Here is a 21,631-nt window from a genome sequence, read left to right as displayed (position 1 = left end):
CAAGCATGAGGTCGTGGGAATGATAAGCGGGGCGGAACGTCAGCAAAGTTGGATCATCGCAGGGGCGGTGGCGGTGCTGGTGCTGGCGGTGGTCTACGGCGCGGGGGCAAGTTTCCTGTTGGCGCTGTTCCTCGCGATCACGGCCTGCGGGCTGATCGGGTCTTTTCTGACCTGGTTCGCGGGGGTGAAGGCAAGCAAGAACCGGGCCCGGCATCGGGTCGCAGGCAAGAAGAACGACGGAAGTTAAGTGGGACGGAATGAAGAAACCGCAACCTGAGCCGCAAAATATGGCCCGCGAGGGGCGCATTGTCGCCCTTGTGATCGCGGGCACGATGCTGCTCTGGCTTGCGGTACAGGCCTTGGGGGCAAAACTGGGCTGGGAAGCCCGCTATGCCTTTCTGGCCGATCTGGCGGCAATCGCCGGTTTTATCTGGGCGCTGGTTGTGACCTGGCGCATCTGGCAGCGACAAAAGGCCCAACGGGGCGATTGAGGGAAAAGACATGCTGAAAGATCAGGATCGGATCTTCACCAACCTCTACGGGATGCATGACCGCACCCTCGCAGGCGCCCAAAAGCGTGGCCATTGGGATGGCACCGCCGATATTCTGGCGCGCGGCCGTGACACGATCATCGATCAGATGAAAGCCTCGGGCCTGCGCGGCCGGGGCGGGGCGGGTTTCCCGACCGGTCTGAAATGGTCCTTCATGCCCAAGCAATCGGATGGCCGCCCCTCGTACCTCGTGGTGAACGCCGACGAATCCGAGCCGGGCACCTGCAAAGACCGCGAAATCATGCGCCACGATCCGCACACGCTGATCGAAGGCTGCCTGATCGCCGGTTTTGCGATGAATGCCGTCGCCGCTTACATCTACATCCGCGGCGAGTACATCCGTGAGAAAGAGGCGCTGCAGGCGGCGATTGACGAGGCCTATGATGCGGGTCTGATCGGCCGCAACGCCTCGAAATCCGGCTATGATTTCGACATTTACCTGCACCACGGGGCAGGGGCCTATATCTGCGGCGAAGAAACCGCGCTGCTGGAAAGCCTTGAGGGCAAGAAGGGCATGCCGCGGATGAAACCGCCGTTCCCGGCAGGCTCGGGCCTTTACGGCTGCCCGACCACGGTGAACAACGTGGAGAGCATCGCCGTTGTCCCGACGATCCTGCGCCGGGGGCCGGAATGGTTCGCGGGCTTTGGCCGTCCGAACAACGTGGGCGTCAAACTCTTTGGGATGTCGGGCCATATCAACACCCCCTGCGTCGTCGAGGAATCGATGTCGATCTCGATGAAAGAGCTGATCGAGAAGCATGGCGGCGGTGTGCGCGGCGGCTGGAAGAACCTGAAAGCCGTCATCCCCGGCGGCGCGTCCTGCCCGGTGCTGCCCGCCTCGATGTGCGAAGATGCGATCATGGATTTCGACTGGATGCGGGAAAACAAATCCTCGTTCGGGACCGCCTGCATGATCGTGATGGATCAGAACACCGACATCATCAAAGCGATTTGGCGTCTGTCGAGCTTTTTCAAACACGAAAGCTGCGGCCAGTGCACGCCCTGCCGCGAAGGCACCGGCTGGATGATGCGGGTGATGAAACGTCTGGTGACCGGCGACGCGGAAGTCGAAGAGATCGACATGCTGCTCGCGGTGACCAAACAGGTCGAAGGTCACACCATCTGTGCGCTCGGCGATGCGGCCGCCTGGCCGATCCAGGGCCTCGTGCGGCATTTCCGCGAAGAGATTGAAGACCGTATCAAAGCCAAGCGCACCGGGCGCATGGGCGCGATGGCGGCGGAGTAAGAACATGAGCAACCTGCGCAAACTCCTTATCGACGGCATCGAAGTCGAGGTTGATCCCAACCTCACCCTGATCCAGGCCTGTGAGCAGGCCGGGGTCGAAGTGCCGCGTTTTTGCTACCACGAACGCCTGTCAATCGCCGGTAACTGCCGGATGTGTCTGGTGGAAGTGGTGGGCGGCCCGCCGAAACCGGCGGCTTCCTGCGCGATGCAGGTCAAGGATCTGCGGCCCGGCCCGGATGGCGCGCCTTCGGTGGTGAAAACCAACTCGCCGATGGTGAAAAAGGCCCGCGAAGGGGTGATGGAGTTTCTGCTCATCAACCACCCGCTCGATTGCCCGATCTGCGATCAGGGTGGCGAATGCGACCTGCAGGATCAGGCGATGGCCTATGGCGTTGATTTCAGCCGTTACCGCGAGCCGAAACGCGCCAGCGATGACCTTGATCTGGGGCCGCTGGTCGAAACCTCGATGACCCGCTGCATCTCGTGCACCCGCTGCGTGCGCTTCACCTCGGAAGTTGCCGGGATCACCCAGATGGGCCAGACCGGGCGCGGCGAAGATGCGGAAATCACCTCGTATCTTGGCGGGACGCTCGACAGCAACCTGCAGGGCAACATCATCGATCTCTGCCCGGTGGGCGCGCTGACCTCGAAACCCTATGCTTTCACCGCCCGTCCGTGGGAGCTGACCAAGACCGAAACCATCGACGTGATGGATGCGCTTGGGGCGAACATCCGTGTGGACACCAAGGGCCGCGAAGTGATGCGCATTCTGCCGCGCAACCATGATGGCGTGAACGAAGAGTGGATCTCGGACAAAACCCGTTTTGTCTGGGACGGTCTGCGCCGCCAGCGTCTCGACACGCCCTATATCCGCGAAAATGGCCGCCTGCGCAAAGCGGGCTGGGGCGAGGCTCTGGCTGCCGCAAGCGCCGCGCTGAAGGGCAAGAAAGTGCTGGGCCTCGTGGGCGATCTCGCCCCGGTTGAGGCGGTTTTCGCGCTGAAAAATCTGGTTGAGGGTCTGGGTGGCACGGTGGAATGCCGCACCGATGGCGCGCGTCTGCCGATCGGCAACCGCTCGGCCTATGCCGGGACCGCGAAGATCGAAGACATCGACAGCGCCAAGCATATCCTGTTGATCGGGACCAACCCGCGTCTTGAATCGCCGGTGCTGAACGCGCGGATCCGCAAGGCCTGGGCCGCGGGCGCGCATGTCGGGCTGATCGGTCAGGCGGCTGATCTGACCTATGATTATGATCACGTCGGCACCGACCGCGCCGCACTGGTCAATCTGGAAAATATGGCCTTTGGCAAGGTGCAGGACGAAGCCTCGATCATCATCATCGGGCAGGGCGCGCTGCGCGAAGCCGATGGCGAAGCGGTGCTGGCGCATGCGATGAACCTCGCGCAGACCACCGGCTCGAAACTTCTGGTGCTGCACACCGCCGCCGCCCGCGTGGGCGCGATGGATGTGGGCGCTGTGACCGAAGGCGGTCTGATCGCGGCGACGCAAGGGGTTGAGGTGATCTACAACCTCGGCGCCGATGAGGTCGAGATCACCCCGGCGGCTGAAGGCGGCCCCTTCGTGATCTACCAGGGCTCGCACGGCGACCGCGGGGCCAACCGCGCCGATATCATCCTGCCGGCGGCCGCCTATACGGAAGAAAACGGCCTCTTCGTGAACACCGAAGGCCGCCCGCAGCTGGCGTTCCGCGCCGGTTTCGCGCCGGGCGAGGCGAAAGAAAACTGGGCGATCCTGCGCGCGCTGTCGGCGGAACTGGGTGCCGTTCAGCCCTGGGACAGCCTTGCCGCGCTGCGTCGGGCGCTGGTCGCGGCGGTGCCGCATCTGGCCAAGATCGACACCGTGCCGGAAAACGACTGGGTGCCGCTGGCGCTCCGCGATCCGGGCGTGGCCGATTTCCGCAATGCGGTGACCGATTTCTACCTGACCAACCCGATCGCCCGCGCGAGCACGCTGATGGCCGAACTCTCGGCCGGGGCGAAAGCACGCGGCGCGACCGCACTGGCGGCCGAATAATGATCCGGCGCCCGCCTCTTGCCCTGGCCCTGCTGGTCGCCCTTCCGGGCGCCCTCTCGGCCTGTGCAGAGGCGGGGGCCACCGCGCCCGAAAAGCCGTTCACCCCGATCTATCAAGGGGTGGAGACGCGGCTGCTGGAGGGCAATCTGGTGAATTTCCACGTGTCGATGAAGGGCGCGCGGAATGAGCAGGATGCGGCGGATTATGCGAAATGTGCGGCGGCGCAATATGCGCTGATCCGCGGCTATGGCTTTGCGCGCCACGTGCGCACGGCTGTTGATCATCAAGGTGGCGTCTGGCGGGCGGATGCGGTTTACACCATATCGCCCGCCTTGCCACGCGGCCTGCGGACCATCGATGCCGAAGTGGCAGTGGCCGATTGCGCTGAACTGGGAATACCGACGGTCTGAGGGACAATGGCAAATGGCTGACTTTCTATCCACACCTCTGGGCACTTTTCTCCTGATCGCGGTTCAGGGGCTCGGGGTCATCGCCTTCGTGATGATCTCGCTCTTGTTCCTGGTGTACGGTGACCGCAAGATCTGGGCGGCGGTGCAGATGCGCCGGGGCCCGAACGTGGTAGGCCCCTGGGGCTTGCTGCAAACCGTGGCCGACGCGCTGAAATATGTCGTCAAGGAAATCGTGGTCCCGGCAGGCGCGGATAAATTCGTGTTCTTCCTGGCGCCGGTGGCCAGCTTTGTGCTGGCGATGGTCTCCTGGGCGGTGATCCCGATGAACGATGGCTGGGTGCTCTCGGACATCAACGTCGCCGTGCTCTTCGTGATGGCCGTCTCCTCGCTCGAGGTTTACGGCGTGATCATGGGCGGCTGGGCCTCGAACTCGAAATATCCCTTCCTCGGCTCGCTCCGCTCGGCGGCGCAGATGATCTCCTATGAAGTCTCGCTGGGTCTGATCATCGTCGGCATCATCATCTCGACCGGCTCGATGAACTTTGGCGATATCGTCATGGCGCAGAAGGGTTCGTACGGTCTGTTCAACTGGTACTGGCTGCCGCATTTGCCGATGGTGGTGCTGTTCTTCATCTCGGCGCTGGCCGAGACGAACCGCCCGCCGTTCGACCTGCCGGAAGCGGAATCCGAACTCGTCGCCGGCTATCAGGTGGAATATTCCTCGACACCGTTCCTGCTGTTCATGGCGGGTGAATACATCGCCATCTGGCTGATGTGCGCGCTGATCACCTTGCTGTTCTTCGGCGGCTGGCTCTCGCCGATCCCGGGGATCCCCGACGGGTTCCTGTGGTTCGTGGTCAAGCTCGTCTTCTTCTTCTTCCTCTTCGCCATGGTGAAGGCCATCGTCCCGCGCTACCGCTATGACCAGCTGATGCGGATTGGCTGGAAGGTGTTCCTGCCGCTCTCGCTCGGCTGGGTGGTGATCGTGGCATTCCTCGCGAAATTTGAAATCCTCGGCGGCTTCTGGGCCCGCTGGACCATGGGGGGCTAAGCGCATGGCACTCGACTATTCCCGCGCGGCGAAATATTTCTTCATGCTGGATTTCATCAAGGGCTTTGGCCTTGGGATGAAATACTTCCTCGCCCCGAAGGCGACGCTGAACTACCCGCATGAAAAGGGGCCGCTGTCCCCGCGTTTCCGGGGCGAGCATGCGTTGCGCCGCTATCCCAGCGGTGAAGAGCGCTGCATCGCGTGCAAATTGTGCGAGGCGATCTGCCCCGCACAGGCGATCACCATCGACGCGGAACCCCGCGAAGACGGCAGCCGCCGCACCACGCGCTATGACATCGACATGACGAAATGCATCTACTGCGGTTTCTGCCAGGAAGCCTGCCCGGTGGATGCCATCGTCGAAGGGCCGAATTTTGAATTCGCCGCCGAAACCCGCGAAGAGCTGTTCTATGACAAGGAAAAACTCCTGTCGAACGGCGACCGCTGGGAGGGTGAGATCGCGCGCAACCTTGAGATGGATGCCCCCTACAGATGAATGAAGAATTCCAGAAACTCTTTAAGTCGATGATGGAGCAGGGGGCCGAAATGGCCCGTGCTTTCAATCCGGCGCTGGAAACCTTCAATCCGGCCGCCTTTGAAAAGCTCTTCCCCACCATGTCGAAAGACATGCTGGAGATGTTCTTTGGCAAGACCTTCAACCGCGAGGGGCTGGATGCGCGCACACGCCTTCTGGTCACCATCGCGGCGCTGGTCGTGCTGGGGGCGCAGGCCGATGCCCAGCTGCGGCTGACCATTCGCAATGCGATGGCCGCCGGGGCGACCGAACGCGAGATCGCGGAAGTGATCTTTCAGATGAGTATGTTCGGCGGGGTTCCCGCCATGACCAAGGCGCTGGAAATCGCGCAAGGCGTGTTCGCAGAACAGGCCGACAAATCGGGAGAGACCGCATGACGGTGTTTGCATTCGCCTTCTATCTCTTCGCCATCTCGGTGGTGGTATCGGGCTTCATGGTCGTGGTCTCGAAAAACCCGGTCCATTCGGTTCTCTGGCTGATCCTGGCCTTCCTCTCGGCCTCGGGGCTCTTTGTGCTGATGGGGGCGGAATTCGTCGCCATGCTGCTGATCATCGTCTATGTCGGCGCGGTGGCGGTGCTCTTCCTCTTTGTGGTGATGATGCTCGACATCGACTTTGCCGAGCTGAAGGGCGAATTGGCGCGCTTCATGCCGCTGGGTCTGTTGATGGGCGTGATCATGCTGCTGATGCTGGGCATGGCCTTTGGCGTGTGGAAAACGTCGGAACTGGCGATGAACCTGCGCGTGGCACCGATGCAGGACGGGGTGAGCAACACCGAAGCGCTGGGGCTGCTGCTCTATGACAAATATCTCTTCCTGTTCCAGACCGCGGGTCTGGTGCTGCTGGTCGCGATGATCGGGGCCATCCTTCTGACCCTGCGCCACCGCAAGGACGTCAAGCGTCAGAATGTTCTGAGCCAGATGTACCGCGACCCGGCGAAACAGATGGAACTGAAAGACGTGAAACCGGGGCAGGGGCTCTAAGGCCGCCAGGGCGGCGGTCCCTTCGGGGGCCGCACAATATAAAGACATCGGGCGGGCGCCCGGAGGGACCAAATGATCGGATTGACACATTACCTGGGCGTGGCGGCGGCATTGTTCGTCATCGGCATCTTCGGCATTTTCGTGAACCGCAAGAACGTCATCGTCATCCTGATGTCGATTGAGCTGATGCTGCTGGCGGTGAACATCAACATGGTGGCGTTTTCGGCGTCGCTCGGCGATCTGGCGGGGCAGGTGTTCACCATGTTCATCCTGACCGTCGCAGCGGCTGAGGCCGCGATTGGCCTTGCCATTCTGGTGGTCTTCTTCCGCAACCGCGGCACCATCGACGTCGAAGACGTCAACGTGATGAAAGGGTAAGGGCAAATGGAGCAGATCATTCTTTTTGCCCCGCTTCTGGGGGCGCTCATCGGTGGCTTCGGCTGGCGGGTGATCGGGGAAAAAGGCGCGCAGGTGGTCACCACCGGGCTGTTGTTCCTCGCCTGTCTGCTGAGCTGGATCGTCTTCCTGACCTTTGATGGCACGACGCAGCACATTCACCTGCTCGACTGGGTGCAATCGGGCGCGCTCGACACCTCCTGGGGCATCCGCGTCGACCGTCTGACGGCGATCATGCTGATCGTGGTCACCACCGTCTCCTCGCTCGTGCACCTCTATTCCTGGGGTTACATGGCGCATGACGACGCCTGGGGCCACCACGAGCATTACAAGGCGCGCTTCTTCGCCTATCTGTCGTTCTTCACCTTCGCCATGCTGATGCTGGTCACCGCCGATAACCTCGTGCAGATGTTCTTTGGCTGGGAAGGGGTGGGCGTTGCCTCCTATCTGCTCATCGGTTTCTACTACAAGAAACCCTCGGCCAATGCCGCGGCGATCAAGGCCTTTGTGGTCAACCGTGTGGGCGACTTCGGCTTTGCGCTGGGGATCTTCGCGCTCTTCTATCTGACCGGCTCGATCGACATGGATGTGGTCTTTGGCGCCGCGCCGAAGCTGGCCGAAACGCAGCTGCATTTCCTGTGGACCGAGTGGAACGCCGCCAATCTGATCGGTGTGCTGCTGTTCATCGGCGCGATGGGGAAATCGGCGCAGCTGATCCTGCACACCTGGCTGCCGGATGCGATGGAAGGCCCGACCCCGGTGTCGGCGCTGATCCACGCCGCAACCATGGTGACCGCGGGCGTCTTCCTCGTCTGCCGGATGTCGCCGCTGTTTGAATATGCGCCGGAAGCCAAGGCCTTCATCGTCTATCTCGGTGCCACCACCGCCTTTTTCGCGGCCACCGTCGGTCTCGTGCAGAACGACATCAAGCGCGTGATCGCCTATTCGACCTGTTCGCAGCTGGGCTATATGTTCGTGGCCGCGGGCTCGGGCGTTTATGGCGCGGCCATGTTCCACCTGCTGACCCACGCTTTCTTCAAGGCGATGCTGTTCCTCGGCGCCGGTTCGGTCATCCATGCGATGCACCATGAGCAGGACATGCGGAACTACGGCGGTCTGCGCAAAAAGATCCCGGTGACCTATTACGCGATGCTGATCGGCACGTTGGCGATCACCGGCGTGGGCATCCCGCTGACCCATATCGGCTTTGCCGGCTTCCTGTCGAAGGACGCGATCATCGAGAGCGCCTTTGGCGGCGGCAACATGTATGCCTTCTGGATGCTGGTCATCGCTGCGGCCTTCACCTCCTTCTACTCGTGGCGGCTGATGTTCATGACCTTCTTCGGCAAACCGCGCGGCGATCATCATGCGCATGATCACGCGCATGAAAGCCCGATGGTCATGCTGGTGCCGCTGGGCGTGCTGGCGCTTGGTGCGGTCTTCTCCGGGATGGTCTGGTACAACAGCTTCTTTGGCGATCATGCGAAAATGTCCGAATTCTTCGGCATGCCGCATCACGCCGAAGCCACGGCCGAAGGCGCTGCTCCCGAAGCCGGTCACGCTGCGGCCGCCACCGAAGGGGCCAGTGCGACCGTTGCGACCGAAGCGGCCGCGACCGAGGCCCATGCTGCGGCCACGCATGCCGAAGCCGGGGCGGCACCGCAGGGTGCCATCTATATCGGCGCCGACAACCATGTGCTGGAAGCCGCGCATGAAAGCCCGGCCTGGGTCAAGGTTTCGCCCTTTATCGCCATGCTCGGCGGTCTGATCGCGGCCTGGATCTTCTACATCCGCAGCCCGGCCACCCCGCGCCAACTGGCCGAAGCGCAGCCCGCGCTTTACCAGTTCCTCCTGAACAAATGGTACTTCGATGAGATCTACGACTTCCTCTTCGTGCGTCCGGCCAAAGCTCTCGGGGCTTTCCTGTGGAAACGGGGGGATGGCGCGGTGATTGACGGCACCATCAATGGCATCGCGATGGGTCTGATCCCCTGGGTCACCCGCCTCGCCGGTCGCTTCCAGTCGGGTTATCTGTTCCACTACGCCTTCGCGATGGTGGCGGGGATGGCACTTCTGATGCTCTGGGTGACGCTCGGAGGGTCGAACTGATGCAAAACCTGCTCTCCATCATCACCTTCCTGCCGCTGGTGGCCGCCGCGATCCTCGCGCTGTTCCTGCGGGGGAATGATGCGGCGGCCCAACGCAACGCCAAATGGCTTGCGCTGATCGCCACCACGGCCACCTTCCTCGTCTCGCTCTTTGTCCTCTTCGGCTTTGAACCGGCCAACACCGGCTTCCAGTTCGTCGAGGATCACGCCTGGATCATGGGCCTGCATTACAAAGTCGGGGTCGACGGCATCTCGGTGCTCTTCGTCATGCTGACCACCTTCATGATGCCGCTGACCATCGCCGCCTGCTGGGGCGTCGAGACGCGGGTCAAGGAATATATGATCGCCTTCCTCGTCCTTGAGGGGCTGATGCTCGGCGTGTTCGTCGCGCTGGATCTGGTGCTCTTCTATCTGTTCTTTGAGGCCGGTCTGATCCCGATGTTCCTGATCATCGGCATCTGGGGCGGCAAAGACCGGATCTATGCGGCGTTCAAATTCTTCCTCTACACCTTCCTCGGCTCGGTGCTGATGCTGGTGGCGATGATCTACATGTATCTTGATGCGGGCACGACCGACATGGTCGCGCTGATGGGGCATGAATTCGCGCATGAAACCATCAAGGTGCTGGGCTTCAGCGTGGTCGGCGGCGTGCAGACGATGCTCTTCCTCGCCTTCTTCGCCTCTTTCGCGGTGAAGATGCCGATGTGGCCGGTGCACACCTGGCTGCCCGACGCCCACGTTCAGGCGCCGACGGCGGGCTCGGTCCTGCTGGCTGCGGTGCTGCTGAAGATGGGGGGCTATGGCTTCCTGCGCTTCTCGCTGCCGATGTTCCCGGTGGGGTCCGACGTGATGTCCTCGCTCGTGCTGTGGATGTCGGCGATTGCCATCGTCTACACCTCGCTGGTGGCGCTGGCGCAGTCGGATATGAAAAAGCTGATCGCCTATTCCTCGGTCGCCCACATGGGCTATGTGACCATGGGGATCTTTGCGGTGAACCAGCAGGGCATTGACGGCGCGATCTTCCAGATGCTGTCGCACGGCTTCATCTCCGGCGCGCTCTTCCTGGCCGTTGGCGTGATCTACGACCGCATGCACACCCGCGAGATTGACGCCTATGGCGGTCTGGTGAACCGGATGCCGGTCTATGCGCTCTTGTTCATGTTCTTCACCATGGCGAACGTCGGCCTGCCGGGCACCTCGGGCTTTGTCGGTGAATTCCTGACGCTGATGGGGATCTTCCAGGTCAACACCTGGGTGGCGGCCGTGGCCACCACCGGCGTGATCTTCTCGGCGGCCTATGCGCTCTGGCTCTACCGCCGGGTGGTGATGGGCGATCTGATCAAGGAAAGCCTGAAGACCATCACCGACATGACCACCCGCGAGCGGGCGATCTTTGCACCGCTGGTGGTGATGACCCTGCTCTTGGGCATCTACCCGAGCCTGGTGACCGATATCATCGGCCCCTCGGTCACCCAGCTCGTCGCTGACTATCATGCAAGCCTGCCCGCGGACGCTGTTGCCGCCGTGGCCGGCCACTAAGGGAGAAACCTGATGACTTCCGCTGATTTCTCCACCGCCTTGCCCGAGTTCCTGCTGGCAGTCTATGCGCTGGGGGCCCTCCTGGTTGCGGTCTACACGGGCAAGGACAAAGTGGCGGGCTCCGTGCTCTGGACCACCGTCGCCGTCTTCGTGGTGATGGCGGCCTGGATCGGCCTCGGGGGGCAGGGCAGCCGCCCGGCCTTCGGGGGGCTGTTCGTCGATGACGCCTTCGCGCGCTTTGGCAAGGTAACCATCCTGCTCTCGGCCGCGGCCGTGCTGGCGATGAGCGCCGAATACATGGCGCGGCGTGACCTTCTGCGCTTTGAATATCCGGTGATCGTCACCCTGGCGGTGATCGGGATGATGATCATGGTCTCGGCGGGCGATCTCATGTCGCTCTACATGGGGCTCGAGCTGCAGTCGCTCTCGCTCTATGTTGTCGCCGCCATCCGCCGCGACAGCGCGAAATCGACCGAAGCCGGTCTGAAATATTTCGTGCTGGGCTCGCTCTCTTCGGGGATCCTGCTTTACGGCGCGTCGCTGGTTTACGGCTTCTCGGGCACCACCGGTTTCGCGGGCATCATGTCGACGCTGCAGGGCGGCGAGATCCAGACCGGCGTGCTCTTTGGTCTGGTGTTCATCCTGATCGGTCTGTCGTTCAAAGTTTCGGCCGTGCCGTTCCACATGTGGACGCCCGACGTCTATGAGGGCGCGCCGACCCCGGTCACCGCCTTCTTCGCCACCGCGCCGAAAGTTGCCGCGATGGCGCTGCTCGCGCGGGTGATGCATGACGCTTTCGGCGCCGTGCCGGGGCAATGGGGGCAGATCGTCGGCGTTCTCGCCGTGGCCTCGATGTTCCTCGGTGCCTTTGCCGCCATCGGCCAGACCAACATCAAACGCCTGATGGCCTATTCCTCGATCGCGCATATGGGCTTTGCCCTGCTGGGTCTGGCCTCGGGCACCGAAGCGGGCGTCAAGTCGATGCTGCTCTATATGGCGATCTACGTCACGATGAACGTCGGCGCCTTTGCCTTCATCCTGTCGATGGAGCGCGATGGTCAGCCGGTGACCGACATCGCCAGCCTCGGCCAATTGGCCAAGCGCGAGCCGGTCAAGGCGCTGGCGATGCTGATGCTGATGTTCAGCCTCGCCGGTGTGCCGCCGATGCTCGGCTTCTTCGCCAAGCTGGGCGTGCTGGCGGCGGCGCTGCAGGCGGGCATGACCTGGCTGGTGGTGCTGGGGGTGATCGCCTCGGTGATCGGCGCCTATTACTATCTGCGCATCGTCTATGTCATGTATTTCGGCACCGAAGGCGCGCCGCTGACGCTGCGCGCGAACATGGTGCAGAACATCATGCTGGTCGGCGCGGCGGTGGTGATGCTCGCGGGGATCGTGAACACCTTTGGCGTCGAAGGCGCGGCCTCTGTCGCGGCACAGGCGCTTGTCCGCTGAGGGCGGCACATCCGGGGCAGGGGATCTGATCCCCTGGCCCGCAGGCGTGGCGCGCCACATCCTGGCCGAGGTGGACAGCACCAATTCCGAAGCGGCCCGGCTTGCGCCGGGCCTCTCCATGCCGACCTGGGTCCTGGCCCGCAAGCAGACCGCCGCCCGCGGGCGCCGTGGCCGCGCCTGGGCCAACCCCGAGGGGAATTTCGCGGCCTCGCTCGTGCTTTACCCGCAGGGCGGGCCGGCGGCAGGCGCGCTTTTTTCCTTTGTCGCGGCTTTGGCGCTGGATGCGGCTTTGGCCCGCGTCTGCCCGCCCGCCACCCGTCTCAGCATCAAATGGCCGAATGACGTGCTGCTGAACGGCGGCAAGATCGCGGGCATCTTGCTGGAAAGCGCGGGCGGTCCGGCCCCCGCGCCGCTGATCATCGGCATTGGTGTCAATCTGGCCGAGGCGCCCGACCCGGGACAGCTCGAGACCGGGGCCATGGCCCCCGTTTCGCTCAAGGGCGAAACCGGGGTGCAGCTCAGCCCCGAGGAATTCCTGCCTTTCCTCGCCACCGAATTTCAGCGCTTTCAGGCGCAATATGAGACCTATGGTTTCGCGCCGATCCGCAATGCCTGGCTGGCCCGCGCGGCGCGGCTTGGCACGCAGATCACCGCCCGCACGGTGCGCGAGAGCCATGAGGGTATCTTTGAGACCATCGACGATCAGGGCGCGCTGGTTCTTGTGACACCGAAAGGGCGCATCGCGATTTCGGCGGCGGATGTGTTTTTCTGAAAGGGGCGCGCATGCTGCTCTGCATCGATTGTGGCAATACCAATACCGTGTTTTCGATCTGGGACGGGAGCGCCTTCCGCGCCACTTGGCGGATTGCGACCGACCATCGCCGGACGGCGGATGAGTATTTTGTCTGGCTCTCCTCGCTGATGATGCTGAACAAGATCGAGGCGGTGATCTCGGATGCGATCATCTCCTCGACCGTGCCCCGGGTGGTGTTCAATCTGCGGGTGCTCTGCAACCGCTATTACGACTGCCGCCCGCTGGTGGTGGGCAAACCCGATTGCGATCTGCCCGTCGCCCCGCGCGTCGATCAGGGCACGACCGTTGGCCCCGACCGGCTGGTGAACACGGTGGCGGGGTTTGACCGTCACGGCGGCGATCTGATCGTGGTGGATTTCGGCACCGCCACCACCTTTGACGTGGTGGCTCCGGATGGCGCCTATATCGGCGGCGTGATCGCCCCCGGCGTCAACCTCAGCCTTGAGGCACTGCATATGGCCGCCGCAGCGCTGCCGCATGTGGATATTACCAAACCGCAAGCTACCATTGGCACCAACACCGTCGCCTGTATCCAATCGGGCATCTATTGGGGCTATATCGGGCTTGTGGAAGGTATCGTCCGGCAGATAAGGAACGAGAGAGAGCGCCCGATGAAAGTGATCGCCACCGGCGGCCTTGCGGCGCTGTTCGACCAGGGGTTTGATCTGTTCGCCTCGGTCGAGGATGATCTGACGATGCATGGGCTGGTGCTCATTCACGACCATAACATGAAGAGGCACGCGGCATGACGAAAGACCGGCTGATCTACCTTCCCCTCGGCGGCGCCGGCGAAATCGGGATGAACGCTTATGTCTATGGCTACGGCCCCGAAGGCAAGGAGCGGCTGATCCTGGTGGATCTGGGCGTGACCTTCCCGGATATGGACAGCTCGCCCGGCGTGGATCTGATCCTGCCCGATACCGCCTGGCTCGAGGCCAATGCGCATAGGCTGGAGGCGATCTTCATCACCCACGCGCATGAGGACCATATCGGCGCCCTCGCGCATCTCTGGCCCCGGCTGAAGGCCCCGGTCTACGCCCGTCGTTTCACCGGCCGCATCGCCGAAATGAAGCTGGATGAGGCGGGCATTGCCACCGACATTCTGCACATCGTCGCTCCGCGCCCCGATACCGTGAACGTGGGGCCGTTCAAGGTGCAATTCGTGCCGGTCAGCCATTCGATCCCGGAAAGCTCGGCTTTGGTGATCGACACACCGGCGGGCCGCATCGTGCACACGGGCGATTTCAAGCTCGACGGCAATCCGATCGTGGGCGAGGCCTTTGATCCGCTGCTCTGGCACGAGATTGCCAAAGAGGGCGTGCGGGTGATGACCTGCGATTCCACCAACATCTTCAACCCGAACCCGGGCCGGTCGGAGGCGACCCTCGCGGTCCCATTGGGCGAGTTCATCGCGGCACAGACCGGCATGGTGGTGGCGACGACCTTCGCCTCCAACGTCGCCCGGCTGAAGACCCTGGCCGAGGCCGCGCAGGCCTCGGGCCGCTCGATCTGCATGTTGGGCCGGGCGATGAAAAAGATGCTCTCGGCCGCGGTGGAAAGCGGTGTGCTGACCGATTTCCCGCCGATTGTGACGCCGGAAGAGGCGGTGCATATCCCGCGCGAAAACCTGATGCTGATCGTGACCGGCAGCCAGGGCGAGCGGCGGGCGGCCTCGGCGCAGCTGAGCCGCGGCAAATATCTGGGCCTCTCGATGAAGGATGGCGACACCTTCCTCTTCTCGTCGAAGACCATTCCGGGCAATGAGCGCGGCGTGATCCGCATCATGAACGCCTTCTCTGAAATGGGCGTGGAAGTGGTGGATGACCGCGGTGGCCTCTATCACACTTCGGGCCATGCCAACCGCCCGGATCTGGAAGCGGTGCATGATCTGCTGGCGCCCGAGATCCTGATCCCGATGCATGGCGAGCATCGCCATCTGCGCGAACATGCCAAGATTGCCATGGCCAAGGGGATTGCCTCGGATGTGGTCACCAACGGCATGATGATGGATCTGACCACATCGCGCCCGCAGGTGGTGGAATATATCGAGACCGGCCGCACCTATCTGGACGGCACCGTGCTGATCGGCGCGCTGGACGGTGTCGTGCGCGACCGGATCCGCATGGGGCTGAACGGCCATGTGCTGGTGACGGTGATCATCGACGAGGATGACGTGCCCTTGGGCGACGCCTGGGTCGAGACGATGGGTCTGGCCGACAAGGGCCGCTCGGGGTCGAGCCTGGGTGATCAGATCGAGGATGAGCTGGCCGAGTTCCTTGAGCGCGCCAACAACAAGCTGGTCGCCTCGGATCAGAAGCTGGACGAGGCGATCCGCCGGATCGTGCGTCAGGTCTCGATGGAAGAGATCGGCAAGAAGCCGGAAGTGTCCGTGGTGATCAGCCGTCTGGCCGCGGAATAAGTCAGCGGCCCCCGGGCCGCAGACAGTTGCACGAAAAAGCCCCGGATCGCAGAGCGGTCCGGGGCTTTTTCATGTGTCACAGCTGCTGAAGAGGGCAGGCAGGTCCGGTGGCGCGCGATGCGCCGCCGGTGCTTTGCCTCAGGCTTCGGCGCTGTCGGTCTCGGTTTCGCTCTCGTCGCGGGAAACCGCCAAGGTGCGGAAGCTGCGCAGGATGAAGTCCGGCACATGGTCGCCCATGCCGATCACCGGCGCGCCATTGCCACGGCCATCTCGCTCGCGGCGGTCGTCCCGACGATCATCCCGGCGCGGCTCACGGCGCTCTTCGCTGCGGCGCGGTTGCTCCGAACGGCCATTGTCCGAACGGTTGCTGTCCGAACGGGTGCTTTCCGAACGGTTGCTGTCGCCGCGATAGCTGTCGGCACGCGAGGTTTCGGCGCGCGGCTGTTCCGAACGCGGGGTTTCCGCACGGGGCTGCTCCACACGCACTTCGGCCACCGGCTCCGCCCGTTTGGTCTCTTCGCGCGGGGCGGCGGCTTCCACGGCCACCGGGGCCATGGCGGCGGTGCCACCGTCGAGGATTTTCAGCTCCGAGGCCGGACGCTCACCGCGTTCGCGGTCCCGATCCCGGCCACGCGAGCGCGAGCGGCTGCGCGAGGAGGAGGATTTCTCGCCACCGCGTTCGCCGCCACGCTCTTCCCGACGCTCGGGCGCGGGACGCAGGGCGGCTTCGGACAGCTCAAACCCTTCGGGCATCTCAACCCGCGGGATCGGCTGTTTCACCAAAGCCTCAATCGCGGCGAGGTATTTGTCATCGGCGGGCGTGGCGATCGTATAGGCGGTGCCCAGACGACCGGCGCGGCCGGTGCGGCCAATGCGGTGCACATAATCTTCGGCATGGCTCGGCACGTCGAAGTTGAACACATGGCTCACCGCCGGAATGTCGAGGCCGCGCGCGGCCACGTCAGAGGCGACGAGGAAGCGCAGGGTGCCCTCGCGGAAACCGTCGAGCGTGCGCATCCGCTGGCTCTGCTCCAGATCGCCATGGATCGGCGCGGCATCAAGGCCGTGTGCCTTCAGCGACTTCGCCACGATATCCACTTCCGTCTTGCGGTTGCAGAAGATGATCGCATTGGTGCAGGCCGCGGCCTCCGAAGCGATGATCGCGCGCAGCAATTCGCGTTTTTGCTTGGCGGCCTGATCGCGGCGGGTCGGGGTGATCGACACCAGACGCTGGGTGATGGTTTCCGAGGTGGTCGCTTGACGCGCCACTTCGATCCGCACCGGTGCATGCAGGAAGGTGTTGGTGATCCGCTCGATCTCGGGCGCCATCGTGGCCGAAAAGAACAAAGTCTGCCGGGTGAAGGGGGTCAGCTGGAAGATGCGCTCGATATCCGGGATGAAGCCCATGTCGAGCATCCGGTCGGCCTCATCCACCACCATGATCTGCACGCCGGTCAAGAGAAGCTTGCCACGCTCGAAATGGTCCAGCAGGCGGCCCGGGGTGGCAATCAGCACGTCAACGCCGCGGTCGATCAGCTTGTCCTGTTCGGCGAAAGACACGCCACCGATCAAGAGCGCCTTGGTCAGACGGGTGTTCTTGGCATAGGTGTCAAAGTTTTCGGCCACCTGCGCGGCCAGTTCGCGCGTCGGCGCCAGCACGAGGCTGCGCGGCATGCGGGCGCGGGCGCGCCCCTTCGACAACATGGTGATCATCGGCAGGGTAAAGCTGGCGGTCTTGCCGGTGCCGGTCTGGGCGATGCCCAGAACGTCTTTGCCTTCCAGCGCCGGGGGGATCGCGCCCGCCTGGATCGGGGTCGGCGTTTCATAGCCGGCTTCGGCGATGGCGGTCAGGACCTTGGGGTCCAGTTTCAGGTCGGAGAACTTGATCATCAGCGTCCTTGGATGCGGTATCGGACCGCATGGAGTGAAGGGACGCAGGGTATCGGGCGCCCCAGGGCAAAAGGCCGCATTTTGCGACCCCCCGTCCCCTACTCCAAAAGCGGGCAAAGGTCAATTGCGGCGCGTGTTTGCGCCTGATTTGCCGCTATTTGCCGGGCGCTTTGCCGGATTTGCCCTGCCGCATCCTGGCCAGACGCCGGAAAACCGTCCGGTCCGAGGCCTCAAGGCTGCGCAAAAGCTGACGCGCGAGCGCTGCGACCGGCGAGGGTTCGGCCGCCTCGGCCCGCCGCCAGATCCGCGCCAGAAGGTTGCGCGCAAGGTCGCCGCCTTCAATCGCAAAGGCGCTGAGGCCGAGGGGCAGGGGGCCGGGATGCGGTTTCGCGGCGGGGTGGATCTGCCAGGCGGGCAGGCCGGAGAAGCGCCGTTCGCTCTCGTGCAGTTTCACCAGCCCGAAGAGGAGGGCGATTTCCGCCCCGAGCATACGCTCCTCCACCCCCGTGCCATGATCGGCAAAGACCTGCGCGGACGAGACTTGCCAGCGGATCGGCAGCTCCTGCGACAGCCTGGCGCCCTCGTCGCGCCAGATCCGGTGAAACAGCGGATAGGCGGCGGGGTCGGGCGCGCGACGGCGCAGGCGCATGATGCAGCAGGCCAGATCGTGGTGCAGCTGGCGGGCGTCGGGGTTTTCGGCGGCCATCTCGCGCGCGAGGTTGCGGGCGCGGGCCGCGAAATCCGAGAAATCCGCCGGTTCCGGCGGGCCAGCGGGGGCCACAAGCGGGGCTGCCGCGCGGGCCGCCAGATCAAGCTCCGCATCAAGCGGCGGGGCGTTGACAAAGGGCGCCTCGCTCTGCGCCAGCGCGGCGCAGGCGGCGGTGAAGCCGCCGGGCAGGCTTTCGCCCGGATGGTCATATTCGCCGGGGGCGCCGAAGCGCGGGAAAGGGTCTGTCTCGCTCATGCCGGGCAGAGTGCCCCGGCGCGGCGTCGGAGGGAAGGGGGGAGTGGGAAGGGCCTCTGGCGCTGTCACAAGCGCTGCCGCCCGGGGGGCCAAGCATTGACGCCGTGGCGCGGCTCTGGCAGGGAGATGGGCAACAAGAGGATGTGACGGATGAACCTTTTTGCCGATATCCGCGCCGGTGTGATCGCGGCGCTTGATGCGATGGTTGCGGCGGGCGTGCTGCCGGCCGGGCTTGATTTTGCCAATGTGACGGTTGAGCCGCCGCGCGACGCTGCGCATGGCGATATGGCCACCAATGCCGCGATGGTGCTGGCCAAGCCCGCAGGCCTCGCGCCCCGCGTGATCGCCGAGGCTTTGGCCGCACGGCTGACCGAAGATCCGCGCATCGCGCTGGCGGAAGTGGCGGGGCCGGGCTTTCTCAACCTGCGGCTTGCGACCGATGTCTGGGCTGAGGTGGCGCGTGCCGCCCTGCACCAGGGCCGCAACTTTGGCCGCTCGACGCTGGGCGGCAAGGCCAAGGTCAATGTCGAGTTTGTCTCGGCCAATCCGACCGGGCCGATGCATGTGGGCCATACCCGTGGCGCGGTTTTTGGCGATGCTTTGGCGGCGCTGCTGGACTTCGCGGGCTATGATGTCACCCGCGAATATTACATCAACGATGGCGGCGCGCAGGTCGATGTGCTGGCGCGCTCGGCCTATGAACGCTACCGCGAGGCGAATGGCCTGAGCCCGGAGATCCGTGAAGGGCTCTATCCCGGCGACTACCTGATCCCGGTGGGCGAGGCGCTGAAGGAAAAATACGGCGCCAGCCTGATCGATCAGCCGGAATCCGTCTGGCTGGCCGATCTGCGCGACTTCGCCACCCATGCGATGATGGAGATGATCCGCGACGATCTGGCGCTGCTCGGCGTCAAGATGGACGTTTTCTCCAGCGAAAAGGCCCTCTACGGCACCGGCAAGATCGAAGCCGCGATCGAGACCCTGCGCGGCATGGATCTGATCTATACCGGCACGCTGGAAGCGCCGAAGGGAAAGCTGCCCGAGGATTGGGAAGAGCGCGAGCAGACCCTGTTCCGCTCGACCGCGCATGGCGATGACGTGGATCGCCCGGTGCAGAAGTCGGATGGCAGCTGGACCTATTTCGCCCCCGATATCGCCTATCACTTTGACAAGGTGCAGCGCGGCTTTGACCAGCTGATTGACGTTTTCGGCGCCGACCATGGCGGCTATGTCAAACGGATGAAAGCGGCGGTGTCGGCGCTCTCGAACGGCCGGGTGCCGCTTGATATCAAACTGATCCAGCTGGTGAAACTCTTCAAGAACGGCGAGCCGTTCAAGATGTCGAAACGCGCGGGCACCTTTGTCACGCTCCGCGATGTCGTCGAGCAGGCGGGGGCGGATGTCACCCGTTTCGTCATGCTGACCCGCAAGAACGACGCGCCTTTGGATTTCGACTTTGACAAAGTGCTGGAGCAATCGAAAGACAACGCGGTTTTCTACGTGCAATACGCTCATGCGCGCGTCTCCTCGGTGATCCGCAAGGCGGTTGAGGCGGGGATTGCTGTCGATGATGCCACGCTGGCGGGCGCCAATCTCAGCGGCAACACCCATGAGGCCGAGCTGGCGCTGGCGAAGAAAATCGCCGAATGGCCGCGTCTGGTCGAGATTGCTGCGCGCGGACATGAGCCGCACCGGATCGCCTTCTACCTCTATGAGCTGGCCTCGGATCTGCACGCGCTCTGGAACCGCGGCAATGACGATGCCTCCCTGCGTTTCGTTCAGGAGGATCCGGCGGTGACGCAGGCGAAAATCGGCCTTGCGCGGGCGGCGGGCGTTGTCATTTCGGCGGGTCTTGCTATCCTAGGTGTCACCCCCGCGGAAGAAATGCGCTGATCAAGGCGTAACGGGCAGCGCCCCGGACACGCGACGGGCAGGCAGGAAACAGGCCGGGAACTCCCGGTGCAAGGCAAAGTCGGTACCCCGGCGGCGAGGCAGGCATGGCAGGCTTCAATCCCCGTGAAAACGGAGACGATGGCTATGGCGCGGAAACGCGGCGTGGCCCATCTGGCCATGCGCAGTACCCCGCCTATGATGTGCCGGGCGATGACGTCGATGCGGGCCCGCCGCGCGTGGCGGTGGCCTCGAAATGGGTGACCTATGCGGGGGCGGCCACCTCGGTGGCGTTGATCCTCGGGCTGGCGGTCTGGGGCTATAAACTCGCGGTGCGCGATGTGAACGGCGTGCCGGTGATCCGCGCGCTCGAAGGTCCGGGGCGGATGGCGCCCGAGGATCCGGGCGGCGATCTGGCGCGGCATGTCGGCCTGTCGGTGAATGCGGTGGCGGCCGAGGGTGTGGCGGCGCCCGCGCCCGATCAGGTGATGCTGGCCCCGCGCGCCGATGAGCTGACCGACGAAGACATGCCGATGGCCGGGGTGGGGGCGATCACCGCCCCCGACAGCGTGCCGAGCCGCGACAGTTCCACGCGCGAGACGGTGTCGCAGGTGCCGGGCGAGCTGCCGGTGCCGGACAATGTGCGCAAGGCGCAACTGGCCGCCGCCGAAAAGGCGCGCGCCGAGGCCTTGGCCCGCGCCGCCGAGATGGCCGCAAAACCCGCCGCGCCCGCGGTTGTGGATGAGCGGTTTGACCCCACGGTCGAGAACCCCGCCGAGGCTGAGGCGGGCCCCGGCGCCACGGCCACCGCGCCGGAGATTGCCGCCGTCGGAACTCCGGGCGCCGCCGAAGCGCCCGTGGTGGAGGAGACCGGATCTGATGAGGCGGCCTCTACGCCGATCATTGCCGCCGATGTGCCGGGCGTCAGCGTTTCGCCGCGCCCCTTGCCGAAACCCGAAGGTGATTTGATGGCGCAGGCCGCCGTTGATGCGGTCACTGCCGCTTTGGCCCCGGCCCCGGCGGTGGATCTCTCGCCGGCCGATGTGCCCGCGGGCACCAGGCTGGTACAGCTCGGCGCCTTTGACGACACCGAGGCGGCGCATCGCGAATGGGACCGCGTCGTGGAGCGTTTCGACGCGCTGATGGCGGGCAAACGCCGGGTGGTGGAAGAGGCGGTCTCGGGCGGGCGCACCTTCTTCCGGCTGCGCGTCGAAGGGTTTGAAGATCTGAGCGACAGCCGTCGTTTCTGTGCGGCATTGGTGGCCGAGGGGCAGAACTGCATTCCCGCCACGGCCCGCAAGTAACGCAGGGCCACGCCCTGTCCCGTTGAAATCACGTTTATTCCATCT

General features: G+C 64.0%; 20 protein-coding genes. 18 read left to right on the top strand and 2 right to left on the bottom strand.

Annotated elements, in window-relative coordinates:
• The first annotated feature begins 19 nt into the window (after positions 1-19).
• The 16 genes from ACEN2S_RS10455 (at position 20) to ACEN2S_RS10380 (ending at position 15,538) form a co-directional block, all read left to right on the top strand.
• Entirely contained in the window at positions 20-247 is a 228-nt protein-coding gene (locus tag ACEN2S_RS10455) for a hypothetical protein (protein ID WP_441865927.1), read from the top strand.
• A gap of 10 nt (positions 248-257) precedes the next feature.
• On the top strand, positions 258-491 hold the full coding sequence (locus tag ACEN2S_RS10450) for a DUF5337 domain-containing protein (protein WP_441865925.1): 234 nt from the start codon (positions 258-260) through the stop codon (positions 489-491).
• 10 nt (positions 492-501) lie between these two features.
• Positions 502-1,797 carry an NADH-quinone oxidoreductase subunit NuoF gene (nuoF, locus tag ACEN2S_RS10445; RefSeq protein ID WP_441865923.1) on the top strand — a complete coding sequence of 432 codons (1,296 nt, stop codon included), beginning with the start codon at positions 502-504 and terminating at the stop codon, positions 1,795-1,797.
• A 4-nt stretch (positions 1,798-1,801) separates the two neighbouring features.
• A complete protein-coding gene (gene nuoG, locus ACEN2S_RS10440; protein WP_441865921.1) occupies positions 1,802-3,832 on the top strand; it encodes an NADH-quinone oxidoreductase subunit NuoG in 2,031 nt (676 codons plus the stop codon).
• Positions 3,832-4,242 carry a hypothetical protein gene (locus tag ACEN2S_RS10435; protein WP_441865919.1) on the top strand — a complete coding sequence of 137 codons (411 nt, stop codon included), beginning with the start codon at positions 3,832-3,834 and terminating at the stop codon, positions 4,240-4,242. Before nuoG ends, ACEN2S_RS10435 begins: the two co-directional genes overlap by 1 nt.
• A 13-nt stretch (positions 4,243-4,255) precedes the next feature.
• Positions 4,256-5,293 carry an NADH-quinone oxidoreductase subunit NuoH gene (nuoH, locus tag ACEN2S_RS10430; protein ID WP_441865918.1) on the top strand — a complete coding sequence of 346 codons (1,038 nt, stop codon included), beginning with the start codon at positions 4,256-4,258 and terminating at the stop codon, positions 5,291-5,293.
• Between the two features lie 4 nt (positions 5,294-5,297).
• Positions 5,298-5,789 (top strand): NADH-quinone oxidoreductase subunit NuoI, encoded by a 492-nt coding sequence (gene nuoI / locus ACEN2S_RS10425; protein WP_441865916.1) that lies wholly within the window; start codon positions 5,298-5,300, stop codon positions 5,787-5,789.
• Entirely contained in the window at positions 5,786-6,205 is a 420-nt protein-coding gene (locus ACEN2S_RS10420; RefSeq protein ID WP_441865914.1) for a carboxymuconolactone decarboxylase family protein, read from the top strand. Before nuoI ends, ACEN2S_RS10420 begins: the two co-directional genes overlap by 4 nt.
• Positions 6,202-6,810: an NADH-quinone oxidoreductase subunit J gene (locus ACEN2S_RS10415; protein ID WP_441865912.1), complete on the top strand. Its 609-nt coding sequence runs from the start codon at positions 6,202-6,204 to the stop codon at positions 6,808-6,810. Before ACEN2S_RS10420 ends, ACEN2S_RS10415 begins: the two co-directional genes overlap by 4 nt.
• Before the next feature lie 72 nt (positions 6,811-6,882).
• Positions 6,883-7,188, top strand: coding sequence for an NADH-quinone oxidoreductase subunit NuoK (nuoK, locus tag ACEN2S_RS10410; RefSeq protein ID WP_441865910.1), 306 nt, complete (start codon positions 6,883-6,885; stop codon positions 7,186-7,188).
• A gap of 6 nt (positions 7,189-7,194) precedes the next feature.
• Positions 7,195-9,315 carry an NADH-quinone oxidoreductase subunit L gene (gene nuoL / locus ACEN2S_RS10405; RefSeq protein ID WP_441865908.1) on the top strand — a complete coding sequence of 707 codons (2,121 nt, stop codon included), beginning with the start codon at positions 7,195-7,197 and terminating at the stop codon, positions 9,313-9,315.
• The gene (locus ACEN2S_RS10400; RefSeq protein ID WP_441865907.1) at positions 9,315-10,853 is read left to right on the top strand and encodes an NADH-quinone oxidoreductase subunit M; all 1,539 of its coding nucleotides are present in this window, start codon (positions 9,315-9,317) and stop codon (positions 10,851-10,853) included. The genes nuoL and ACEN2S_RS10400 overlap by 1 nt, the downstream gene beginning before the upstream one ends.
• Before the next feature lie 12 nt (positions 10,854-10,865).
• Positions 10,866-12,305: an NADH-quinone oxidoreductase subunit NuoN gene (nuoN, locus tag ACEN2S_RS10395; RefSeq protein ID WP_441865905.1), complete on the top strand. Its 1,440-nt coding sequence runs from the start codon at positions 10,866-10,868 to the stop codon at positions 12,303-12,305.
• Positions 12,295-13,077: a biotin--[acetyl-CoA-carboxylase] ligase gene (locus ACEN2S_RS10390; RefSeq protein WP_441865903.1), complete on the top strand. Its 783-nt coding sequence runs from the start codon at positions 12,295-12,297 to the stop codon at positions 13,075-13,077. The genes nuoN and ACEN2S_RS10390 overlap by 11 nt, the downstream gene beginning before the upstream one ends.
• 11 nt (positions 13,078-13,088) lie before the next feature.
• Complete coding sequence (locus tag ACEN2S_RS10385; protein WP_441865901.1) at positions 13,089-13,868, top strand: type III pantothenate kinase; 780 nt, start codon at positions 13,089-13,091, stop codon at positions 13,866-13,868.
• Complete coding sequence (locus ACEN2S_RS10380; RefSeq protein ID WP_441865899.1) at positions 13,865-15,538, top strand: ribonuclease J; 1,674 nt, start codon at positions 13,865-13,867, stop codon at positions 15,536-15,538. Before ACEN2S_RS10385 ends, ACEN2S_RS10380 begins: the two co-directional genes overlap by 4 nt.
• Before the next feature lie 138 nt (positions 15,539-15,676).
• Here the strand turns inward: ACEN2S_RS10380 and ACEN2S_RS10375 are convergent, their stop codons facing one another.
• Positions 15,677-17,428 (bottom strand): DEAD/DEAH box helicase, encoded by a 1,752-nt coding sequence (locus ACEN2S_RS10375; RefSeq protein WP_441865897.1) that lies wholly within the window; start codon positions 17,426-17,428, stop codon positions 15,677-15,679.
• Positions 17,429-17,582: 154 nt separating this feature from the next.
• Positions 17,583-18,392 carry a hypothetical protein gene (locus ACEN2S_RS10370; protein ID WP_441865895.1) on the bottom strand — a complete coding sequence of 270 codons (810 nt, stop codon included), beginning with the start codon at positions 18,390-18,392 and terminating at the stop codon, positions 17,583-17,585.
• Positions 18,393-18,542: 150 nt separating this feature from the next.
• On the opposite strand from ACEN2S_RS10370, the gene argS reads away from it, so the two are divergent.
• Together argS and ACEN2S_RS10360 are read left to right on the top strand one after the other, a co-directional pair.
• On the top strand, positions 18,543-20,285 hold the full coding sequence (gene argS, locus ACEN2S_RS10365) for an arginine--tRNA ligase (RefSeq protein ID WP_441865893.1): 1,743 nt from the start codon (positions 18,543-18,545) through the stop codon (positions 20,283-20,285).
• 104 nt (positions 20,286-20,389) lie between these two features.
• A complete protein-coding gene (locus ACEN2S_RS10360; RefSeq protein WP_441865891.1) occupies positions 20,390-21,586 on the top strand; it encodes an SPOR domain-containing protein in 1,197 nt (398 codons plus the stop codon).
• Positions 21,587-21,631: the final 45 nt, after the last annotated feature.

Source organism: Phaeovulum sp. W22_SRMD_FR3, assembly GCF_052113705.1.
Classification (GTDB): Bacteria; Pseudomonadota; Alphaproteobacteria; order Rhodobacterales; family Rhodobacteraceae; genus JBGQOG01.
The sequence above is the reverse complement of the archived record's forward strand: the minus strand, read 5'-3'. Positions and strand labels throughout refer to the sequence as shown.

What these genes read in the sequence shown, in the direction of transcription:
- nuoK (WP_441865910.1), top strand. Translation starts at nt 6,883, where the DNA reads ATGATCGGATTGACACATTACCTGGGCGTGGCGGCGGCATTGTTCGTC.
- ACEN2S_RS10415 (WP_441865912.1), top strand. Translation starts at nt 6,202, where the DNA reads ATGACGGTGTTTGCATTCGCCTTCTATCTCTTCGCCATCTCGGTGGTG.
- nuoH (WP_441865918.1), top strand. Translation starts at nt 4,256, where the DNA reads ATGGCTGACTTTCTATCCACACCTCTGGGCACTTTTCTCCTGATCGCG.
- ACEN2S_RS10370 (WP_441865895.1), bottom strand. Translation starts at nt 18,392, where the DNA reads ATGAGCGAGACAGACCCTTTCCCGCGCTTCGGCGCCCCCGGCGAATAT.
- ACEN2S_RS10455 (WP_441865927.1), top strand. Translation starts at nt 20, where the DNA reads ATGATAAGCGGGGCGGAACGTCAGCAAAGTTGGATCATCGCAGGGGCG.
- nuoI (WP_441865916.1), top strand. Translation starts at nt 5,298, where the DNA reads ATGGCACTCGACTATTCCCGCGCGGCGAAATATTTCTTCATGCTGGAT.
- ACEN2S_RS10375 (WP_441865897.1), bottom strand. Translation starts at nt 17,428, where the DNA reads ATGATCAAGTTCTCCGACCTGAAACTGGACCCCAAGGTCCTGACCGCC.
- argS (WP_441865893.1), top strand. Translation starts at nt 18,543, where the DNA reads ATGAACCTTTTTGCCGATATCCGCGCCGGTGTGATCGCGGCGCTTGAT.
- ACEN2S_RS10420 (WP_441865914.1), top strand. Translation starts at nt 5,786, where the DNA reads ATGAATGAAGAATTCCAGAAACTCTTTAAGTCGATGATGGAGCAGGGG.
- ACEN2S_RS10400 (WP_441865907.1), top strand. Translation starts at nt 9,315, where the DNA reads ATGCAAAACCTGCTCTCCATCATCACCTTCCTGCCGCTGGTGGCCGCC.
- nuoG (WP_441865921.1), top strand. Translation starts at nt 1,802, where the DNA reads ATGAGCAACCTGCGCAAACTCCTTATCGACGGCATCGAAGTCGAGGTT.
- ACEN2S_RS10360 (WP_441865891.1), top strand. Translation starts at nt 20,390, where the DNA reads ATGGCAGGCTTCAATCCCCGTGAAAACGGAGACGATGGCTATGGCGCG.
- nuoF (WP_441865923.1), top strand. Translation starts at nt 502, where the DNA reads ATGCTGAAAGATCAGGATCGGATCTTCACCAACCTCTACGGGATGCAT.
- ACEN2S_RS10435 (WP_441865919.1), top strand. Translation starts at nt 3,832, where the DNA reads ATGATCCGGCGCCCGCCTCTTGCCCTGGCCCTGCTGGTCGCCCTTCCG.
- nuoL (WP_441865908.1), top strand. Translation starts at nt 7,195, where the DNA reads ATGGAGCAGATCATTCTTTTTGCCCCGCTTCTGGGGGCGCTCATCGGT.
- ACEN2S_RS10450 (WP_441865925.1), top strand. Translation starts at nt 258, where the DNA reads ATGAAGAAACCGCAACCTGAGCCGCAAAATATGGCCCGCGAGGGGCGC.
- ACEN2S_RS10380 (WP_441865899.1), top strand. Translation starts at nt 13,865, where the DNA reads ATGACGAAAGACCGGCTGATCTACCTTCCCCTCGGCGGCGCCGGCGAA.
- nuoN (WP_441865905.1), top strand. Translation starts at nt 10,866, where the DNA reads ATGACTTCCGCTGATTTCTCCACCGCCTTGCCCGAGTTCCTGCTGGCA.
- ACEN2S_RS10385 (WP_441865901.1), top strand. Translation starts at nt 13,089, where the DNA reads ATGCTGCTCTGCATCGATTGTGGCAATACCAATACCGTGTTTTCGATC.